Source organism: Pseudomonas sp. LBUM920, from assembly GCF_003852315.1.
Classification (GTDB): domain Bacteria; phylum Pseudomonadota; class Gammaproteobacteria; order Pseudomonadales; family Pseudomonadaceae; genus Aquipseudomonas.
In genome coordinates this window covers 160,163-178,031 of the sequence record NZ_CP027762.1, presented here as the reverse complement: position 1 = coordinate 178,031, position 17,869 = coordinate 160,163, and the positions used below count along the sequence as shown (strand labels likewise).

The 17,869-nt window shown below is 62.1% G+C and carries 14 protein-coding genes; 2 read left to right on the top strand and 12 right to left on the bottom strand.

Annotated features, from left to right (window positions below; genetic code table 11):
• Positions 1-153: 153 nt before the first annotated feature.
• Both C4J83_RS00760 and C4J83_RS00755 read right to left on the bottom strand, forming a co-directional pair.
• A complete protein-coding gene (locus C4J83_RS00760; RefSeq protein ID WP_124416127.1) occupies positions 154-393 on the bottom strand; it encodes a DUF2789 domain-containing protein in 240 nt (79 codons plus the stop codon).
• A 170-nt stretch (positions 394-563) separates the two neighbouring features.
• Entirely contained in the window at positions 564-2,177 is a 1,614-nt protein-coding gene (locus C4J83_RS00755) for a glycosyltransferase family 39 protein (protein WP_124416126.1), read from the bottom strand.
• 287 nt (positions 2,178-2,464) lie between these two features.
• On the opposite strand from C4J83_RS00755, the gene C4J83_RS00750 reads away from it, so the two are divergent.
• Positions 2,465-4,630 carry a PA5441 family protein gene (locus tag C4J83_RS00750; RefSeq protein ID WP_124416125.1) on the top strand — a complete coding sequence of 722 codons (2,166 nt, stop codon included), beginning with the start codon at positions 2,465-2,467 and terminating at the stop codon, positions 4,628-4,630.
• Positions 4,627-5,331, top strand: a complete 705-nt coding sequence (locus C4J83_RS00745) for a DUF3142 domain-containing protein (protein WP_124416124.1) — start codon at positions 4,627-4,629, stop codon at positions 5,329-5,331. The genes C4J83_RS00750 and C4J83_RS00745 overlap by 4 nt, the downstream gene beginning before the upstream one ends.
• Before the next feature lie 134 nt (positions 5,332-5,465).
• On the opposite strand, the gene C4J83_RS00740 is transcribed toward C4J83_RS00745, so the two are convergent.
• The 10 genes from C4J83_RS00740 to C4J83_RS00695 all read right to left on the bottom strand — a co-directional run bounded on the left by C4J83_RS00740 (position 5,466) and on the right by C4J83_RS00695 (position 17,831).
• Positions 5,466-6,911 (bottom strand): efflux transporter outer membrane subunit, encoded by a 1,446-nt coding sequence (locus C4J83_RS00740; protein WP_124416123.1) that lies wholly within the window; start codon positions 6,909-6,911, stop codon positions 5,466-5,468.
• Positions 6,908-7,966: an HlyD family secretion protein gene (locus C4J83_RS00735; protein WP_124416122.1), complete on the bottom strand. Its 1,059-nt coding sequence runs from the start codon at positions 7,964-7,966 to the stop codon at positions 6,908-6,910. The genes C4J83_RS00740 and C4J83_RS00735 overlap by 4 nt, the downstream gene beginning before the upstream one ends.
• Before the next feature lie 15 nt (positions 7,967-7,981).
• Positions 7,982-9,517 carry an MFS transporter gene (locus tag C4J83_RS00730; RefSeq protein ID WP_124416121.1) on the bottom strand — a complete coding sequence of 512 codons (1,536 nt, stop codon included), beginning with the start codon at positions 9,515-9,517 and terminating at the stop codon, positions 7,982-7,984.
• 227 nt (positions 9,518-9,744) lie between these two features.
• A complete protein-coding gene (locus C4J83_RS00725) occupies positions 9,745-10,665 on the bottom strand; it encodes a LysR family transcriptional regulator (RefSeq protein ID WP_119738355.1) in 921 nt (306 codons plus the stop codon).
• Positions 10,666-10,717: 52 nt separating this feature from the next.
• Positions 10,718-11,344: a TonB family protein gene (locus C4J83_RS00720; protein ID WP_124416120.1), complete on the bottom strand. Its 627-nt coding sequence runs from the start codon at positions 11,342-11,344 to the stop codon at positions 10,718-10,720.
• 130 nt (positions 11,345-11,474) lie between these two features.
• Positions 11,475-12,323: an ABC transporter permease gene (locus tag C4J83_RS00715; protein ID WP_119738360.1), complete on the bottom strand. Its 849-nt coding sequence runs from the start codon at positions 12,321-12,323 to the stop codon at positions 11,475-11,477.
• A gap of 11 nt (positions 12,324-12,334) precedes the next feature.
• Entirely contained in the window at positions 12,335-13,186 is an 852-nt protein-coding gene (locus C4J83_RS00710; protein WP_124416119.1) for an ABC transporter ATP-binding protein, read from the bottom strand.
• A gap of 26 nt (positions 13,187-13,212) precedes the next feature.
• The gene (locus C4J83_RS00705) at positions 13,213-14,106 is read right to left on the bottom strand and encodes a TauD/TfdA dioxygenase family protein (RefSeq protein ID WP_124416118.1); all 894 of its coding nucleotides are present in this window, start codon (positions 14,104-14,106) and stop codon (positions 13,213-13,215) included.
• Between the two features lie 214 nt (positions 14,107-14,320).
• On the bottom strand, positions 14,321-15,685 hold the full coding sequence (locus C4J83_RS00700) for an HlyD family type I secretion periplasmic adaptor subunit (RefSeq protein ID WP_106577304.1): 1,365 nt from the start codon (positions 15,683-15,685) through the stop codon (positions 14,321-14,323).
• Positions 15,675-17,831, bottom strand: a complete 2,157-nt coding sequence (locus C4J83_RS00695; protein WP_119738405.1) for a type I secretion system permease/ATPase — start codon at positions 17,829-17,831, stop codon at positions 15,675-15,677. Before C4J83_RS00695 ends, C4J83_RS00700 begins: the two co-directional genes overlap by 11 nt.
• Positions 17,832-17,869 lie beyond the last annotated feature (38 nt).

The window sequence follows — 17,869 nt, the reverse complement described above, 5'->3', positions numbered from 1 at the left end:
GGGGTGCTGTGGGCAAGTAAAGCGGGTTTGAATGGGTGTGCTGGTTTTTCCACTGTGGCTCCCACGTTGGGTCAGCGTTGGCGTCGCACCTGAAGGTCATCGGTACAAGCCGTCGGCAAAATCCCAACGCCGCAGAGGCCGATATTTTTAACCCTAACGCCCCGTGCGCAACAACACACTCAGCTGATCCACCACTTCCGCCCAATCGGCATCATCCAAAATCTCTTCGCGCAAAAATGCTCGCTGACTGGCCGTCCAGAAAAACGCATCCGCCAGGTGCAACTCAGGTTTGAGCGGTGAATGAACCGTCACAAACTGCTCGATACTCACCGGGTCATCCGGCAGCCCCAGCTGTTTGAACAGTGACGGCAAGCTGTGCACAGGCGATTCCATGGTGGGTTCCTACGAAGACCATTCCTGTGAGTCTAGCCCAGGCGCCAGCCAGGCCAACAACCGCGTGACGCACCGCCGTGCCATCAACGAAGTCGTCAACCCGCTTAGTGGTTTCGAAGGGATTGGCCCGCAACAGGCGTTGCGGGCATGTACTTGATACCGATGCCTGATTAACGGCAACCCTCGGGCTGCGAGGGCTCTGGCCCGCGACACAGCACAAACAAGCGCGCCCGTGCCCCGCCGCCGTCCTGCTGCAAAAGCTGGCGCCAGTCGGCAGGAATCGGTGCGAACTCATCCGGCATTTCGGTGCTGCTGATCAGCCACACGCGGTGCGTATCGGCCGGTAATGCCGACAAACGGTCCAGGTAAATACGCCCGCCGTCCTGATCCACCAACGTGCCGAAACCGTAGGCGTTCGGCCGGGTCGGCGTGCCGTCGGGTTTGGGGGGCGTGTAGAGCTGCAATTGGGCGTCGGTTTCGTCGTAATAAACGTAGGGCAAGTACCACAGCATATCGCTGAGGACGATGCGGTCGTCTTCCTGATAGTTGCGGTTAACGAACTCCACCGGCACGTTGAATTGATCATGCGCATCCACGGTGGCGTTGTTCTTCAACCCCAGCAGTTCCACACCCACGAACAACACAAACAACGCCGCGCCCAACCATGCCAGGCGTTTGGGCAGGCGGTCGATGGCCAGGGCCATCAGGATCGGCAACCCGAGTGCGTAGACCGTGAGGTAGCGCTCGATAAATACCGGGGAAATGAAAGAGACGCCGTACACCAGCAACAGCGGCAGCAGAAAAAACAGCGCCAGCAGGCATGCCGGGCGATACCGCTCACGGTCACGCCAGGCCGCGATGCCCACGACGGCGATCAGCAGCAGCGGGAACAGCCAGAACAGCGGCGGCCAAAAGCCGATGCCTTCATCCTGAAGCATGAACTGCCAGACCATCGACGGCACGGAAATCAGCGAAACCGGGTCTTCCCAGCCAATATCACCGCCAACCTTGAGCTGTTCAATGTGCTGCGTCAGGTCCAGCAGGTTCGGCAGCCACGGCAGGTACAACGCCACAATGAGCGCATTGGCGCACCACCACGACGGGCGAATGATCAAGCGTTGGCCGGGCGCCTGTGAGCGGCACAACACGCCCAGGTACGCCCAGTGCACCAACACGCACAGCGCAGTGAAATAGTGGGTGTAGAACCCGGCAGCCATCAGCACTACATAGACGGCCAGGTAACGCGTGCGCTCGGGCTGTCGCACCCAGTACACCAGCGCCAGCGTGGCGCCCAGCAACCACACGGCCAGCAGTGAGTACATGCGCACTTCCTGGCTGTAACGCACCGCCGTCGGAAACAACGCCAGCAGCACACCGGCCAGCACCGCCGCACGACGCGTGGACAGCTGTCGCGTGAGCCAGATGCCCAGCCCCACCGCCGCTGCGCCGGGCAGGGCACTCATGCCGCGAATCGACCAGATACCATCGCCAAACAGCTCGATCCAACCGCGCAGCATGAAGAAGTACAGCGGCGGGTGCACATCATGGGCGGCGTGAAACCACAGGTCCTCCATGGCGTATTCGCTGAGCAGCAGGCTCGACGCTTCGTCGCCCCAGATCGCCGAAGCGGTCAGGCCATAGAAACGCACGGCCATGGCCAGCGCCAGAATCGGCACCCACCACAACCGGCTGAGCCAACCGGCGCCTTCCCAGGCGCCCGAGAGGCGATTGACCGCGTGAAATGCCCCAACTTTGTCGTCTTGCTCTACCACAGACCGTCGCACCTCAATTCCCCTGATACTGCCCGTTTCCGGGAAAAACCTGCACATGCGCAAACAAGCGCCACTCTAGGACAAAAGCCCCGTTTTCGCTCGCTGTTTTACAACCGTTGGGCGGCACGCCGCAGCACTTGACTGGTACCTGATGGACCTGCGACTGCGCCTGGGTTTCGCTGAGCAATGCCACGACCAAAAATCGGACAAATCAGCAATTTGTGTAGGCCTTCACCGAAGCGGCTGTTGGATCAAGCTATGATTAGCACCCTCCAAGGACTCAGGATCAAGGACACGTCATGCGCATCGGTTTTTTGTCACCCCTGGCACTGGCCCTGCTTGCCGGCATTTCCCTACCGGCCCAGGCCAGTTCGGACGACTCGTGTTACCCCGACTGGCGGGTGTCGCGTGACACGTTGGACCCCTGCAACAATCTGCCGTTCCTGAGCCCTGGCAATGACAGCCGGGCCAACCTGCGCTTGTTGCTGGCCGACAAGAAAGCCGCGCCGCTGACGCCCAATGCCTTGAGCGAAGATGACCTGGCAGAAGGTTTTGGCCCGGTGCCGTTCCCGGTGTATCGCCTAGTGCCGCGTGGCGAAGCCGAGCCCGCCAGCACGCCCGACACCCCCAAAACCTCGCCGCTCGATGCACTGCTTGAACCGCTGGGCATCAAGCGCGACGACGCTAAAGCTGCCGGCGATGCGTTCCTCAATGGCGAGGGCAGCCGCTGCCGCAGCAACGACGACAACAGCGCCGCCGCCTTTATCAGCCAAGTGGTCAAAGCCGACATGCCAGCCGCAGAGCGCAATCTGCTGGTGAAGGCGCGCCTGCAATTGCTCACCACCTGTGAATGGACAGGCCCGGTGGTGGAGCCGTCGCAAGATATCCAGTCGACCGAAGGTCAGTTGTTTCGCACGTACCTGCAAGCCGCCGCCGATTTCTACGCAGGTCGTTTCACCGACTCCGGGCCTGGCTTCGTCGCCACCCAGAACGCCGCTTCGCCCTGGCTGAAAGAAACCGCGCTCTACATGACCGCGCGCAACGCACTCAACCAGGCCCAGGCCAACACCTATGACGAAGACGGCGTGCCGCACCTTGACCGTGTGGATAAACCCGCGCTTGCCGAGGCCGAAAAGGGTTTCGATGCTTATCTAAAAACTCATCCACAGGGCGAGTACAGCGCCTCCGCGCGCGGCTTGCTGCGCCGGGTGTACTGGCTGGCGGACGACAACGAAAAACTCGCCGAGGCCTTTGCCTGGCAACTGACTCAGGCTACCGACGAGCAGCGCAATGTGTCGGTGGATGAATTGGTCGAAGAGGCCGACCTCAAGCTGTTGATGGTCAATAGCGACACGGTCAAGACGCCGATGATCCAACTCGTCAGCGACCTGATGGTCATGCGTGGCGGCAACCAGCCGGCCCTCAGCCGCGCAGACCTTGAGAAGCAAAAAGCAGCGTTTGCCGATGAGCCAGCGTTTTACGACTACTTGTTAGCCGTGAGCGCGCTGTACGTCGAGCATCAACCGGATGCCGCCTTGAAGCAGTTGCCGCACAGCGTGCCGTCGAGCCTGAACTACTTCGCCTTCAGCCAACAAACCCTGCGCGCCCTGGCCCTGGAGGCCAAGCAAGACTGGAAAGGCGCACAGGACCTGTGGCTGCAACTGCTGCCGCTGGCCAACTTGCCGCTGCAACGCGACCAGTTGGAGTTGGCCCTGGCACTCAACTATGAACGCAGCGGCCAGCTGGCCAAGGTGTTCGCCGCCGATTCGCCGATCAGCGCCAAGCAAGTGCGTTATATCCTGCTGCGCAACGTCGCCGGGCCTGACTTGCTGCGCCAGCAGATCGCCAAGGCCGACGATCCGGTCGAGCGCCAGACCGCGCAATTCGTGCTGCTTTATAAAGACTTGCTGCGCGGCCAGTTCGCCACCTTCGCCGACGACCTCAAGCAACTGCCAACGCCGGCCCCTGAAGACAAGCTGGGCACCAGCCTGGGCTATGTCTACAGCGGCGGCCAGAGTTTGAAACTGTTCCAGTGGAACGGTGAAAAAGCCGAATCCGGCTACAGCTGCCCGGCCATCGCGCAAACCGCCGCCACCTTGCAAACCGACGCGAAAAACCCGCAAGCCCTGAACTGCTTCGGTGAGTTCATCTTGCGCAATAACCTCGACGGCATGCCTCTGGAGCAGACACGCGCCGCCGGCAGCCTGGGCAGCACCGCGTCGCAATTTCCAGGTGAAACCTTCTCGCGGCTCAACGGCTACAAGCAGGTGATCGCCAACGCCAAGGCGCCGAAGAACGACAAAGCCTACGCACTGTTCCGTGCCATCAACTGCTATGCACCGGCCGGCTACAACAGCTGCGGCGGCGATGACGTTGAACCGGCCGTGCGCAAAGCCTGGTTCCGCCAGCTCAAAAGCGGCTTCGCCGACACCCAATGGGGCAAATCGCTGCAGTACTACTGGTGAAGCACCTGTGGCTCGGCTTGCTCCTGCTGGCAAGCCCGGCCTTTGGCGCCGTGGATGCTCGCGACTACGACGCCTTCTGGTTGTGGAGTGGCGTCACCCCGCAACCGGTGCTTAAACAGGCCAACACCCTGTACATCCTGCAAGGCCAGATCAATTCCACCCGCCGCGCCCCCGAGCGCGGCGTGCAACTGATCGCCCAGGGCCTGGGCATACCACGCCTCACCCGGGGCGAAGTCTGGGTGGTCTACCGCGCCCACACCTTGCACTGGCCAGAACAGGTCTACACCCAACTGCTCGGCCAGGTGCAGCGCTGGCGCGACGCGGGCAACCCGGTGGTCGGCATTCAGATCGACTTCGACGCCCGCACTCAATACCTGCACGAATACGCCGACTTCCTGCGCGACCTGCGCCACCGCCTGCCCGCCGACTTGAAGCTGAGCATCACCGGGCTGATGGACTGGAGCAGCAACGCCGACCCAAGCGCCATCGCCCAGCTCAAAGGCGTGGTGGATGAAGTAGTGGTACAAACGTATCAAGGGCGCCACAGCATCCCGGATTACGCCGCGTATTTACCGCGCATGAACCGGCTGGGGCTGCCATTCAAGGTGGGGTTGATTCAGGGTGGGGTGTGGGAGGCGCCGGGGTATTTGAAGGGGAATGAGTGGTTTCGCGGGTATGTGGTTTTTCTGCAGAATCCGTGACCCACGCACGGATTTCATGTGGGAGCGGGCTTGGCCGCGAAGGCGATAGCTGACGCAACAACGATGCCCCCTCCTAGACCGCCTTCGCGAGCAAGCCCGCTCCCACAATTTGACCGAGCTCGACTGTAGAACCGTTATCGCCCAGCGGTTTGCAATGGATACACCGACTCCCAACCGCCACCCAACGCCTTATACAACCCAACCATGGCCAGCGACACGCCGGTGGAGCTTTCAACCCATTGTTCCTGCGTGGCCAGCAGCGCGCTTTGCACCGTGAGCACATTGACGAAATCCACCACGCCTTCGACGTACTGCTGCTGCGCGGTGCTCAGCGCGATCTGGTTCTGGCGCACCGCTTCGGCGAGGCTGTCGCGGCGCAGTTGGCTGGCGTTGTAACGGGTCAGCTGGTCGTCAATTTCATGCCAGGCGCGCAGCACGGTTTGCTGGTAGGCCAGCGCAGCTTCCTGTTGCTGCGCTTCACGCAGGTTCAACATGCCTTGCAGACGCCCGCCGTTGAACAGCGGCAAGCTGAATTGCGGGCCGAAGGCGAACGCGCGCGAGCCCCATGAGCCGAAATCCGACAGTTGCAGGGCCTGGGAGCCAAGGCTGCCGGACAGGGTGATGCGCGGGTAGAAGTCGCCCTTGGCCACGCCGATAGTGGCAGTGGCCGCGTGCAGGCGCGCTTCGGCCTGGCGGATGTCGGGGCGACGTTCAGCCAACTCGGACGGCAAACCGATGGCGACCTGACGCTGGGTTTGCGGCACGGCGGCGTCCTTGGACAATTGCGCATGCAGGGCTTGTGGCGGCTCGCCCATCAACAGGCTCAGGGCGTTGATCAATTGGTCCTGGCGCTGCTGCAAATCCGGCAGGCGCGCTTCGATGGCGGCCACTTGGGCAGCCGCTTCGGCCACGTCCAGGTCGGTCGCCACACCGTCGGCCAGGCGCAGTTGCGAGAGTTTGAGGCTGTGGCGCGCCACGTCGAGGTTCTGCTCGGTGACGGCGCGGGTGTTCTGCACGCCGCGCAACTGGATGTAGTCCTGGGCGGTTTCGGCGAGCACCGACAACAGCACGGCGCGGCGGTCGTCTTCGGCAACTTGCAGGGTGGCGTCGGCGGCTTCGGTTTCGCGTTTTACACGGCCCCAGAAGTCCACTTCCCAAGCGGCAGAGAAGCCCATGTCCCATTGGTTGAACGCCGAACGGCCATTCTCGCCAGAGGGATCATTCAAGCCCTTAGCGCTGTTGCGCTCGCGCTGATAACCACCGGTGGCGTTGACGTTGGGATAACGCTCGGCAGTGGTTACCTGACGCACGGCGCGGCTTTGTTGCAGGCGGCTGCTGGCCAGTTTCAGGTCGAGGTTATCGGTGAGCGCACGGCGTGTGAGGGCCGAGAGTTGCGCGTCGTGGAACACGTCCCACCAACGCTCCTGCAAAGGCTCGGTGACGGCGCGGCTGGCGGCTTGGCGCCCTTGGGGCTCGCCCCATTGCGTGATGTGCGGGCCTTGCGGCCGCTGGAAATCCGGGCCAACGGTACAGGCACTGAGGCTGATGAGGCTCAAGGTGAGCCAGGCAAATTGCTTCATTGCTGGGCCACCTCACGCGGCTGCGCGACAGGCTGGGTGTCGACGCTGGCCTCCACCGACATGCCGACACGCAAGCGCTCGGTCAGTGGTTGATTGGGTTCGAGCACGATTTTCACCGGAATGCGTTGCACCACCTTGGTGAAATTGCCGGTGGCGTTGTCGGGCTTGACCGAGGCGAACGTCACGCCCGTGGCGGGTGCGAGGCTTTCCAGATGCCCCTTGAGCAGTTCGCCGTCGAGGCTGTCGACGCGCACCTGCACGGCTTGGCCGGCGTGCATATGCCACAACTGGGTTTCCTGGAAGTTGGCCACCACATAGGCCTCGGCCAAGGGCACCACGGCGAGGATCTTGCTGCCCGGCGTGACATAGGCGCCCACCCGTACCGCGCGCTCACCGACCATGCCATCCACCGGCGCGACGATGCGCGTGTAAGAGAGTTGATAGCTGGCCATTTCGAGCGCTGCCTGAGCACGCTTGAGTCCACCTTCGGCGGCATCGCGCTGGGCGGTGAGGATTTCCACCTGCTTGCGCTCTGCCGCCAGCACCGCCGTGGCATTAGCCAGGCGCGCGGTGGCCTGGTCGATGCGGGTCTTGGCTTGCTGGGCGTTCTGCACGGTGCCCGCGCCTACACCGGCGAGGTGGTTGTAGCGGTTCTGTTCGTGTTCGGCAAAAGCCACTTCGGCACGGTCCGCCGCTACGGTGGCCTGGGCCTGGGCGATCACCGAGCTTTGGCGTTCGAGGGTCGCGGTGGCGTTTTTCAGTTGGGCCTGGGCGACGAGCGTGTCGGCATCGGCCGCCTGGGCGGCGGCGCGAAAATCGCGGTCATCGATCAACGCCAACAGCTGGCCGGCCTTGACGCGCTGGTTGTCTTCCACCAGCACTTCCTTGATAAAACCGGCCACGCGCGGCGCCACCAAGGTGAAGTCGGCGGCAACGAAGGCGTCGTTGGTGGTCTGGCGCTTGCTGCCCAACAGGCCGGGCGCAACCAGATAAACCAGTACACCGACGGCAAATACAGCAATAACGGCGACGGCAATTTTGTCTTTGCGTTTCATGAGAAATCCTTTTGGCTAGGTCGGTGCGCGCGGTGGAAAAATCCGCGTCGGCATCCAGAAAATCAGCAGAATCAACGCCACCGCGACGGCTGCCATGACGTAATAAAGGTCCGAAGAAGTCAGCACCACGGCCTGCTCGTGCAGGCGGTGCGCCAGGCCCGGCGCGTCGCCGTCGGCCAGGGGCGAGTTGCCCAGGCGGTCCACCAACATGGTCGAGTGAAAGTGCAGACGCTGGGTGGTCAGCACATCCAGCACGGCGGTGGCGACCACGGCGGCCAGGCCTTTGACGGTGTTGAACCACGCCGAGGCGAATGGCCCGTCCATCGGTTGGATGCTGCCAGTGGAGAGCATCAGCAGCGGCAGAACGGCCATGGGCTGACCAAAGATTTGCAGCAGGTAGAGGCCGTAAAAATCATCCCGGATCCACTCCGACGTCAGGTGCGAGCTGCCCACACAGCACAGCACCAGCATGCTCAAGCCAATCCCCAGGACCCAGCGGCAATCGACCCAGCGCAGGTTGCACAGCGCCGCCACCAACGGCAGCGCAATCAACTGCGGTAACGCCATCAGCAACATCACCGGCGCCGTTTGCAGCGGCCGGTAACCCTGAACCTGGGCGAGGAAACTCGACGGGATGATGATGACCGACGTCAGCACCATCAGCACGCCTGCCAGCACGATCAAGGCAAACGCCAGGTTGCGCAGGCCGAGCATCTGCAACTTGAAGAACGGAATCGGCTGCGACCATTCATTGATCAGAAACAGCACCAGCAACAGCGTGCCGCCGCTGAGCAGGAAGGTAATCAGGCCGGACTCGAACCAGTCCAGGCGATTGCCCTGCAACAAGCCAATCACCAGCATGCAGATCGCCGGGAAACCCAGCAGCAAGCCGCGCCAGTTGAACTGCTTGAAGCGCTCCAGGCGCACCGGGTCTTGTGGCAAGCCGTAGGCCACGGCGGCCATCGCCAGCAGGCACGGCGCGACGATCTGCCAGAACGCCCATTGCCAGCCGACGTACTCGGTCCACAGCGCCGCCAACGGCGTGCCCAGGCTTGGGCCGAACGTGGCGGTGAGTGCGTAACCCGCCAGGCCATACAGCTTGACGTTGGCCGGCAGGAAACGCAGCGCCACGGTCATCAGCATCGGCGGCAACGCGCCACCGGCCAGGCCTTGCACGGTGCGCAGCACCAGCAGGGTTTCGTAGTTCGGCGCAAACGGGCACAGGATGCCCAGCACGGTGAACAAAGCGATGGCACACAGCGTGAAGCGGCGCAGGGAAAACGTCACCGAACACCAGGGCGCGAAAGCCATGGCCGCCACGGAGGTCGCCGTGTACGCCGCGACCAGCCAGGTGCCTTCGTCAAAACCGATGTACAGCGCACCACGGATATCGGCGAGGGCGACTTTGGTGACCATCTCGTTGAGACCGGACACCAGCACCGCCAGCAAGACGCCGACCAAGCCAATGATGATGCGCGGGCCGAACACGGGCGGGTTGAGCGCAGTGGGTTTGGCTGCAGCCTGGAGGGCGGGGGCAGCGAGGGAGGTCATGGACAGGTAACTCGGGATTAGAAATACCCGAGCAGTTTAATCAGGCACACCCATAACAAAAAGTTACTTGCCGGAAGCTTATAAGTGCGTCAGACGCAATCCTCAGGGGCACTGCTGATCTCTGTGGGAGTTGGCTTGCCTGCGATAGCGGTGGGTCAGGCAATGAATCCCTACACAGTCAGACCGCCATCGCAGGCAAGCCAGCGCCCACATTGATCGAGTGAATCTCAGCTGGGTTGGGCTTCCAGCCAGGTGGCGTGGCAGCTCTCGCGCATGGTTTCGCGCAGCCACTTATGGGCAGGGTCTTTGTCGAAACGCGGGTGCCAGAATTGGGCCAGCATCAGGGTCGGCAGGGAGATCGGCAACTGGAATGCGCGCAGGGGCAGCTTCAGGCGATTGGCACTCAGCAGGGCTTCCTTGGGCACCGGCAGCAGCAGGTCGGAATCGGGCAGCATGAACATCGCGCCATGAAAGCCTGGGGCGATCATGGCCACGCGGCGCTCCAGGCCCAGGGCATTGAGCGCGGTGTCGATTGGCCCGCGGGCGATGCCGCGTCGCGAAATGCTGATGTGGGAGTAGCTGGCAAACCGCGCGGCGGTGATTTCTTCGTCGAACAGCGGGTGATCCTCGCGCGCAAGGCCCACAAAGGTGGTGGAAAACAGGTTCTGCACCTTCACTTCGGGGCTGGATGGCATGGAATTACTCACCCGCAGGTCCAGCCGACCTTCGCGCAATGCCTCGTCGTCGGTGTCGCCTTCAGGCACGAAACACAGCTCGCACTGCGGTGCCATGCGTTCCATGGTGTCGAACAGCCGACCGCCATACACGCCGACAAAGAAGTCATTGGCACGCACGCTGAATCGCCGGCGCAAGGTGCTGAGGTCAACCTGGTCTGCCGAGCGGAACAACAACGCCGCCTGCTCCACCACGTTGCGCACCTGGCCTTGCAACTGCAGCGCCTTGGGCGTCGGCACCAGGCCACGCCCGGCGCGCACCAGGATCGGATCGCCCACCGCTTCGCGAATACGCGTGAGGGTGCGGCTCATGGCCGCCGGGCTGAGGTTCATGCGCCGCGCGGCGCCGACCACGCTGCCTTCATCAAGTAAGGCGTCGAGGGCGACCAACAGGTTCATGTCCGGTAATTGCATGCCAAGCACTCGTGATCGTTGGGGAGTGAACTGCACGCAATCCTAGCAGGCTTTACAGGTAACGCTTGAAGGTGCGCGGCAAGTAGTCCGCGTAGGCAGCCTTGGGGTGAGCCTGGCACTGGCGCACGATGTCTGGCAGGGCTTTTTCCAGTTCGTCGGCCTTGGCCAGGCCTTGTTTGTAGTCACTTTTACCGCTGAGCGCGGGGAACATCACCGCAACGCGGGTGATGGCAAAGCTCTTGATATCGATCAGCGGGCGCGCGGGGTAATCGCGACGGAACTGGCTGACTTCTGCGGTCAACGCGCTGCAGGGTTGAAACAGAGTTTGCGTAAACGTCAGTTGAACCGTTTTGGGGCTGGGCGGTTCAGGCGTGAAGATCATGTCGTTATGCGCCTCAAGCACCGCTGGGCGGTCGGCACTGACCGTCCAGGGCTTGAAACGCCACAGCGTCGCCGCGGCCACGGCAGCTTCGCCAAAGGCCGGCTGGGTGGCGGAGAGCGCCTTTACATCACTGACCGTGCCGTCGCTGTGAATCTTCAAGCTGATGCGCGCATGCCCCTGGGTGCTGATCAGGCCAGAGGGATAAAGCGGCTTGGGCATGGCCACCGCGTCGGGCGTAAATTCGGCAAACACCGAGGTCGAGAACAACAAGGCCGCCGCCAGTACAAAACACCGCATCGTCGTAAATCCTTTTACCGCGCATGCCTGACGCCAGGGCGACGTCAGGTTCGGACGGCATTATCAGAGCTCGCGCCGATAAAGAACAATGACTCCTGTTTGAACCGGGGGGTCTGCCACCCTATTAGTATCAACGCTGCATGCCCCAGCGCTTCACCGTCAGCCGCTCAAAGGTGTTGAACACCAGATTTTCGACCAGCAACCCGATGAGGATAACCACGGCCAAGCCGGCAAACACCTTGTCGGTGTACAGCTCATTGCGGTTCTGGAAGATGTACCAACCCAAACCGCCCTTGCCGCTGGTGGCGCCGAACACCAGTTCGGCGGCGATCAATGTGCGCCAGGCAAATGCCCAGCCGATTTTCAGGCCGGCAAGGATCGACGGCAGCGCCGCCGGGATGAGGATGAACAGCACAAAACGCATGCCCTTGAGGCCGTAGTTGCGGCCGGCCATGCGCAGGGTTTCAGACACGCCAAGAAACCCCGAATACGTGTTCAGCGCCAAGGCCCACAGCACCGAATGCACCAGCACGAAAATCAGGCTGTTCTGCCCCAGGCCGAACCACAGCAGGGCCAGCGGCAGCAATGCGATGGCCGGCAGCGGGTTGAACATCGAGGTCAGTGTGCTCAGCAGGTCGCGGCCAAGCTGGGTCGAGACCGCCAGCGTAGTCAGGGCAAACGCCAGCACGATGCCGATCACATAGCCCTTGATCAGCACCGCCAGCGAGATGCTCACTTTGCTCAACAATTCACCGCTGAGCAGGCCGTCGAATAACGCTTGAGCGGTCTGCAAAAAGCTCGGCAGCAGCAGGTCATTGTTCTGGTAACGCGCGACTGCCTCCCAAATGATCGCCAACACGATCAGGATCAGGCCCTTGCGCAGCCAGCCTTGCTGCCACAAGCGTTGGCGCAGCGGCAGCTCGCGTTCAACGGGGACGCTGAGCAGCGGTTCGAGGTGTACTTCAAATTCCTGGCGCATAGGTCGGCCCCTTAGTAAGCGATGCGGATATCGGCGAAACCCAACTCACGTTCGGCCTCGGGCGCTTCATCGAACAGCAGGCGATGAATGCGCCGCGCCGACGCCTGGAATTCCACACCGCCAAGGCTGTGCAGGTCGTATTGATGGCTATGGATTTCCGCCCGCACGCGCCCCGGATGCGGCGACAGCAACAGGATGCGATTTCCCACCACCAAGGCTTCTTCGATGGAATGGGTGACGAACAACAGCGTGAAGCGCACCTCTTCCCAGAGCAGCAGCAGTTCTTCCTGCATCTTGCGTCGGGTCAAGGCGTCGAGGGCGGCGAAGGGTTCATCCATCAGCAGGATTTTTGGCTGCATGGCCAGGGCGCGAGCGATCGCCACACGCGCTTTCATACCGCCAGACAAGGTGTGCGGGTAGGCATCGGCAAAAGCGCTGAGGCCGACTTTTTCGAGGTAGTACAGCGCTCGCTCTTGGGCTTCGCGACGCTTTAAGGTTTTGGACGCCAGCAGCGGGAACATCACGTTCTGAATGACGGTTTTCCACGGCGGCAACTGGTCGAATTCCTGAAACACCACGATGCGGTCCGGGCCGGGGTGTTCGACCTTTTGCCCGAGCAGGCGAATCTCGCCTTCACAGGGTTTGATAAACCCGGCGATGGACTTGAGCAAGGTGGATTTGCCACAGCCCGAAGGGCCGAGCAGCACGTAGCGATCAGCCGGGTCGATCTCGAAACTGACCTGATGGGTGGCCCGCACCACGCGCTCGGGGGTGCGGTATTCGAGGCTGACGTGGTCCACCGCCAACAGCGGCTGGGCGGTGTTCAGGTTGCTGGCCGCGTGGCCTTGCAGGGGCGCGTTCATTTCAACTCTCTTGCCGAGGACCAGGATTAGAAAGGCGCATCGCCCTGAATGGTGGTGCGAAACAGCTTGCGGCGCAGGTGGCTCGGGCAACCGGCGGCCAGGTGGATCAGCGAGCGGTTGTCCCAGAACACCAGGTCGTGGGGCTGCCACTGGTGGCGGTAGATGTTGTGCGGCAGCACGCTGTGGGCGTAGAGCTGGGCCAGCAGGTCGCGGCTTTCATCCTCGGGCAGGCCGACGATGCGGGTGGTGAAACCTTCGCTGACGAACAGCGCCTTGCGGCCGTTTTCCGGATGAGTACGCACGATCGGGTGCACCACTTCGGCCACTTGGGCCAGTTGCTCAGGCGTCAGGGTTGGCCGCCAGTTGCCTTCGAATTTGGTTTCGCTGTAGCGCGCGGTGTAGGAATGCGCGGCGCTGCGGCCCTCCACCGCTTTGCGCAGGGGCTCGGGCAATTGGTCCCAGGCTTTGTGCATGTCGGCAAACAGCGTGTCGCCGCCTTCGGAGGGCAGCTCCTGGGCGTGCAGCATTGAGCCCAGGCTTGGCAGCTCTTTATAAGACAGGTCCGAGTGCCAGAACTTGCCCGCGTCACCCAGGCCGATGGATTGGCCGTTTTCGATGATGTTGGAGACGATCAGGATTTCCGGGTGGTTGGCCAGCAGGAACTGTTTGAGCACGTGGATCTGCAGCACACCGAAGCGGCGGCTGAAGGCGATCTGTTGTTCGGGGGTAATGCGTTGATCGCGGAACACCACGACGTGGTGATCCAGGTGCGCGCGGTGGATGCGCGCGAAGTCCTGGTCGTTAACCGGGCGAGACACATCCAGGCCGACGATCTCGGCGCCAACGCTGCCGGGGAATGGCCGGATCTCGAAGGTTTGGGCGGTTACGGTCGCTGTTGGAACAGTAGAGGTGGCGGACATGAGGGCACTCCCGGTCGGACAGGGGAGTGACTTTATAGATATAAGAACGGGCGATTAAATACCGTTAGTGAATATCGATATGCATTAGGGTGGGGGTCTGTGGTGAAGCTGAGGGCGCCATCGCAGGCAAGCCGGCTCCCACATTTGATGGGTGTACACATTCAAATGTGGGAGCCGGGCTTGCCCGCGATGAGGCCCGTGCCGGCGCTGAAGATCAGCGCTCGTGCAACGCCTCGGCCCGCGCCTTGATGATCGGCTTGAGCAGGTAGCTCAGGATGCTTTTCTTGCCTGTGATGATGTCCACCGAGGCCACCATGCCGGGGATGATCAGCAGCGGCTTCTCATCGGTGCCCAAATGGCTGCGGTCGGTGCGCAAGGTGATCATGTAGTAGGTGGTTTTCTTGTCTTCGTCGGTGATGGTGTCAGCACCGATGCGTTCGAGCTTGGCCTTCAGCCCGCCATAGATGGTGTAGTCATAGGCGGTGAATTTGACGATCGCTTCTTGCCCAGGGTGCAGGAACGCGATGTCTTGCGGGCGGATCTTGGCTTCCACCAGCAAGGTGTCGTTAAGCGGCACGATTTCGACCATGTCGCTGCCCGGCTGGATCACGCCACCGACGGTGTTGACCAGCAGCTGTTTGACGATACCGCGCACCGGCGAGGTGACCAGCGTGCGGCTGACGCGGTCTTCGAGGGCGCGGCCAGTGGACTCAGCCTTGTTCAGTTCGGTGCGCGCTTCGTTGAGTTGGGTCAGCGCTTCACTGCGGAATTTGCCCCGGGTTTCGTCGATCTTGCGCTGCACTTCCTTGATAGCTGATTCGGCACGGGGAATCGCCAGGGTGGTAGCGTCCAGCTGCCCGCGGGTTTCCATCTCGGCGCGCTTGAGGCGTAGCACTTCCACCGGCGACACCGCACCCTGGGCCACCAACGGCTCGGACATGTTGATTTCCTGACGCTGCAGGGACAACTGGCTGCGGTACTGGCCTTGTTTGGAGGTGAACTCGCGCAGTTCCTGTTGACGCTGCACCAATTGCTCCTGCAAACCGCCGACTTCGTCTTTCAACTGCTGACGGCGGCTTTCATACAGCGAGCGCTCGTTGGCCGCCTGGCTTGGCGCGGCCTTGAGCACGTCGTCGGGAATGTTCAGCGGGCGGTCATCCACCTGCGCGCTCAGGCGCTCGACGCGCAGTTGCATGGCCAGGCGCAAGGCTTCGGTTTCGCCGGCGTTGGAGACAAATCGCGTGTCGTCGAGGCGAATCAGCGGCGCGCCGGCTTCGACGATCTGGCCTTCCTTGACGAACAGCTCGGAGACGATGCCGCCTTCCAGGTTCTGGATTTTTTGCAGCTTGGACGACGGAATCGCCTTGCCGTCGCCGCGGGTGACTTCGTCGATGCTGGAGAAGCCCGCCCACACGACCAAAAATACGAAGAACGCAATGATCGCCCAAATGGTCAGGCGGATGACCCGCGGCGCATCTTCGATCAGTGCCTTGTTGACCTCAGGCAGCGGCTGGCCCTGCAACGAATCGGAGCCCTTGAAGTAGCGGCCGACCGCGCTTTTGATGGAGTTAAGCAACACTGATCTGCCCCTTTTTCAACGCTTCCATAACCACGGCTTTCGGGCCGTCCGCGAGGATCTGCCCACGGTCGACCACCAGCAGGCGGTCCACCAGCGAGAGCAGTGAGGCACGGTGCGTGACCAGCACCACGGTCTTGTTTTGCACCACGGCTTGCAGGCGTTGTTTCAAGCGTTCTTCACCGGTGTTGTCCATGGCGCTGGTGGGTTCGTCCAACAGCAGGATGGGCGGGTTGAGCAACAGCGCACGGGCCAGGGCGACGTTCTGGCGCTGGCCGCCGGACAGGTTCTGCCCACGCTCGCCAACTTGCAGTTCATAGCCTTGCGGGTGCAGGCGCGCGAATTCGTGCACGCCGGCGAGTTCGGCGGCTTGCAGGACCATTTCGTCTTCGACATAACGCGCACCCGAGACCAGGTTGTCGCGCAGGGTGCCGGCCAGTAGCTGGATGTCTTGGGCGACGTAGCCGATGTTGTGGCGCAACTCGCTCACGTCGATCTGGCGTACGTCCACGCCGTCCACCAGCAAGGCGCCGGAGTCGGGCTGGTAAAGGCCGACGATCAGTTTGGCCAGGGAGCTTTTGCCCGAGCCGCTGCGGCCGATGATGCCGATTTTTTCGCCCGGCTTGATCACCAGGTTGATGTTTTTCAGCGCGGCGTTCTGTTGGTTCGGGTAGGTGAAGTTCAGGCCACGGCACTCGATGGCACCTTGCAGGGTGCGACGGCTCATCGGGCGTTCTTCGAAATTGCGCTCCTGGGGCAGCTCCATCATCTGGTCCACCGAGGTCATGGTGACCTTGGCTTGCTGGTAGCGGGTCAGCAGGCCCGACAGCGAGGCCAGCGGGCTCAGCGCACGGCCACTGAGCATGTAGCAGGCAATCAGGCCGCCCATGCTGAGGTTGCCGTCGATGATCTGGTACACACCGAACACGATCATGATTACGCCGGCCAGTTGCTGGATCAGCAGGGTCATGTTCATCGACAGGCCCGACAGCAACTTCACGCGCAGCTCAAGCCGGCTGAGGGTGCCGATGGTTTGTTCCCAGCCGTACTGACGCTCGCTCTCGGCGTTGTTGACCTTGACCGCATCCAAACCTGCGAGGGTTTCGATCAGGCTCGACTGGCGCTCGGCAGCCAGGGCCATGGTCCGCTCCATGGTCGCTACCAACGGTTTTTGCAGGGCGTAGCCGATGCCCAGGGCAATCGGGAAAGCCAGCACCGGAATCCACACCAGGTGGCCGCCGAGGATGGCGATCACCAGGAAAATCAGCAGGGTGAACGGCAGGTCGATCAGGCTGGTGAGGGTCAGCGACGCGAGAAAATCGCGCAGGCTTTGAAACTCATGGATGTTCTGCGCAAAGCTGCCGACCCGTGCAGGGCGGTACTTCATGGACATGCCGACAATGCGCTCGAACAGCGTGGCCGAAATGATCAGGTCAGTCTTTTTGCCGGCCAGGTCCAGGCACAGGCTGCGCAGGCTCTTGAGCACCAGGTCGAACAGGTACGCGCCGCCGATGCCCACGGCCAGCACCCACAAGGTAGATGTGGCCTGGTTGGGCACTACTCGATCGTAGACGTTCATCACAAACAGCGGCGCCGCCATGGCGATGATGTTGATCAGGAAGCTGGCGGCGATGGCGTCTGTGTAGAGCCAGCGCGAACGCTTGAGGGTGTCGCGAAACCACGAACGCGCTCGCGGGATCAGCGTGCCGTGGTTGACGTCGAATTTGTGCTGCGGCTGGGCGAAGAAGACTTTGCCGATGTAATCGTCGACCAACAGCTCGCGCTTGATCAGCACCTCACCGCCGTCGCTTTCGCTGAGCAGAATGCGGGCTTCGTCTTCGCCTTGCCAACCCACCAGCACCGTACTGCGACCGTCCTTGAGCAACAGGAGCGCCGGCAGTGCGATGGTCGGAATCTGTTCCAGCTTGCGTTGCAGCACCCGCCCTTGCAGGCCGGCACGCGCGGCTGCACGCGGCAGCAGCTCGGCACTCAGGCGCTGCGAGGGCAGCGGCAGGCCGGTGGTGAGCATGGCCGCGCTGGCCGGTTTTTGATGCAAGGCACAAAGCGCCAACAACCCGTCCAATAACGGGTCGTCGTGCAGCGTGCGTGGATCATGACTGAGATGAACTCGACTGACTTCGGATTCCACGCGCTGCACTCTCGACTAACAGATGGGGCTATAGGGGT

Coding starts and splice junctions, on each gene's coding strand:
- C4J83_RS00760 (WP_124416127.1), bottom strand. CDS start 393: ATGGAATCGCCTGTGCACAGCTTGCCGTCACTGTTCAAACAGCTGGGG.
- C4J83_RS00750 (WP_124416125.1), top strand. CDS start 2,465: ATGCGCATCGGTTTTTTGTCACCCCTGGCACTGGCCCTGCTTGCCGGC.
- C4J83_RS00740 (WP_124416123.1), bottom strand. CDS start 6,911: ATGAAGCAATTTGCCTGGCTCACCTTGAGCCTCATCAGCCTCAGTGCC.
- C4J83_RS00735 (WP_124416122.1), bottom strand. CDS start 7,966: ATGAAACGCAAAGACAAAATTGCCGTCGCCGTTATTGCTGTATTTGCC.
- C4J83_RS00730 (WP_124416121.1), bottom strand. CDS start 9,517: ATGACCTCCCTCGCTGCCCCCGCCCTCCAGGCTGCAGCCAAACCCACT.
- C4J83_RS00725 (WP_119738355.1), bottom strand. CDS start 10,665: ATGCAATTACCGGACATGAACCTGTTGGTCGCCCTCGACGCCTTACTT.
- C4J83_RS00720 (WP_124416120.1), bottom strand. CDS start 11,344: ATGCGGTGTTTTGTACTGGCGGCGGCCTTGTTGTTCTCGACCTCGGTG.
- C4J83_RS00715 (WP_119738360.1), bottom strand. CDS start 12,323: ATGCGCCAGGAATTTGAAGTACACCTCGAACCGCTGCTCAGCGTCCCC.
- C4J83_RS00710 (WP_124416119.1), bottom strand. CDS start 13,186: ATGAACGCGCCCCTGCAAGGCCACGCGGCCAGCAACCTGAACACCGCC.
- C4J83_RS00705 (WP_124416118.1), bottom strand. CDS start 14,106: ATGTCCGCCACCTCTACTGTTCCAACAGCGACCGTAACCGCCCAAACC.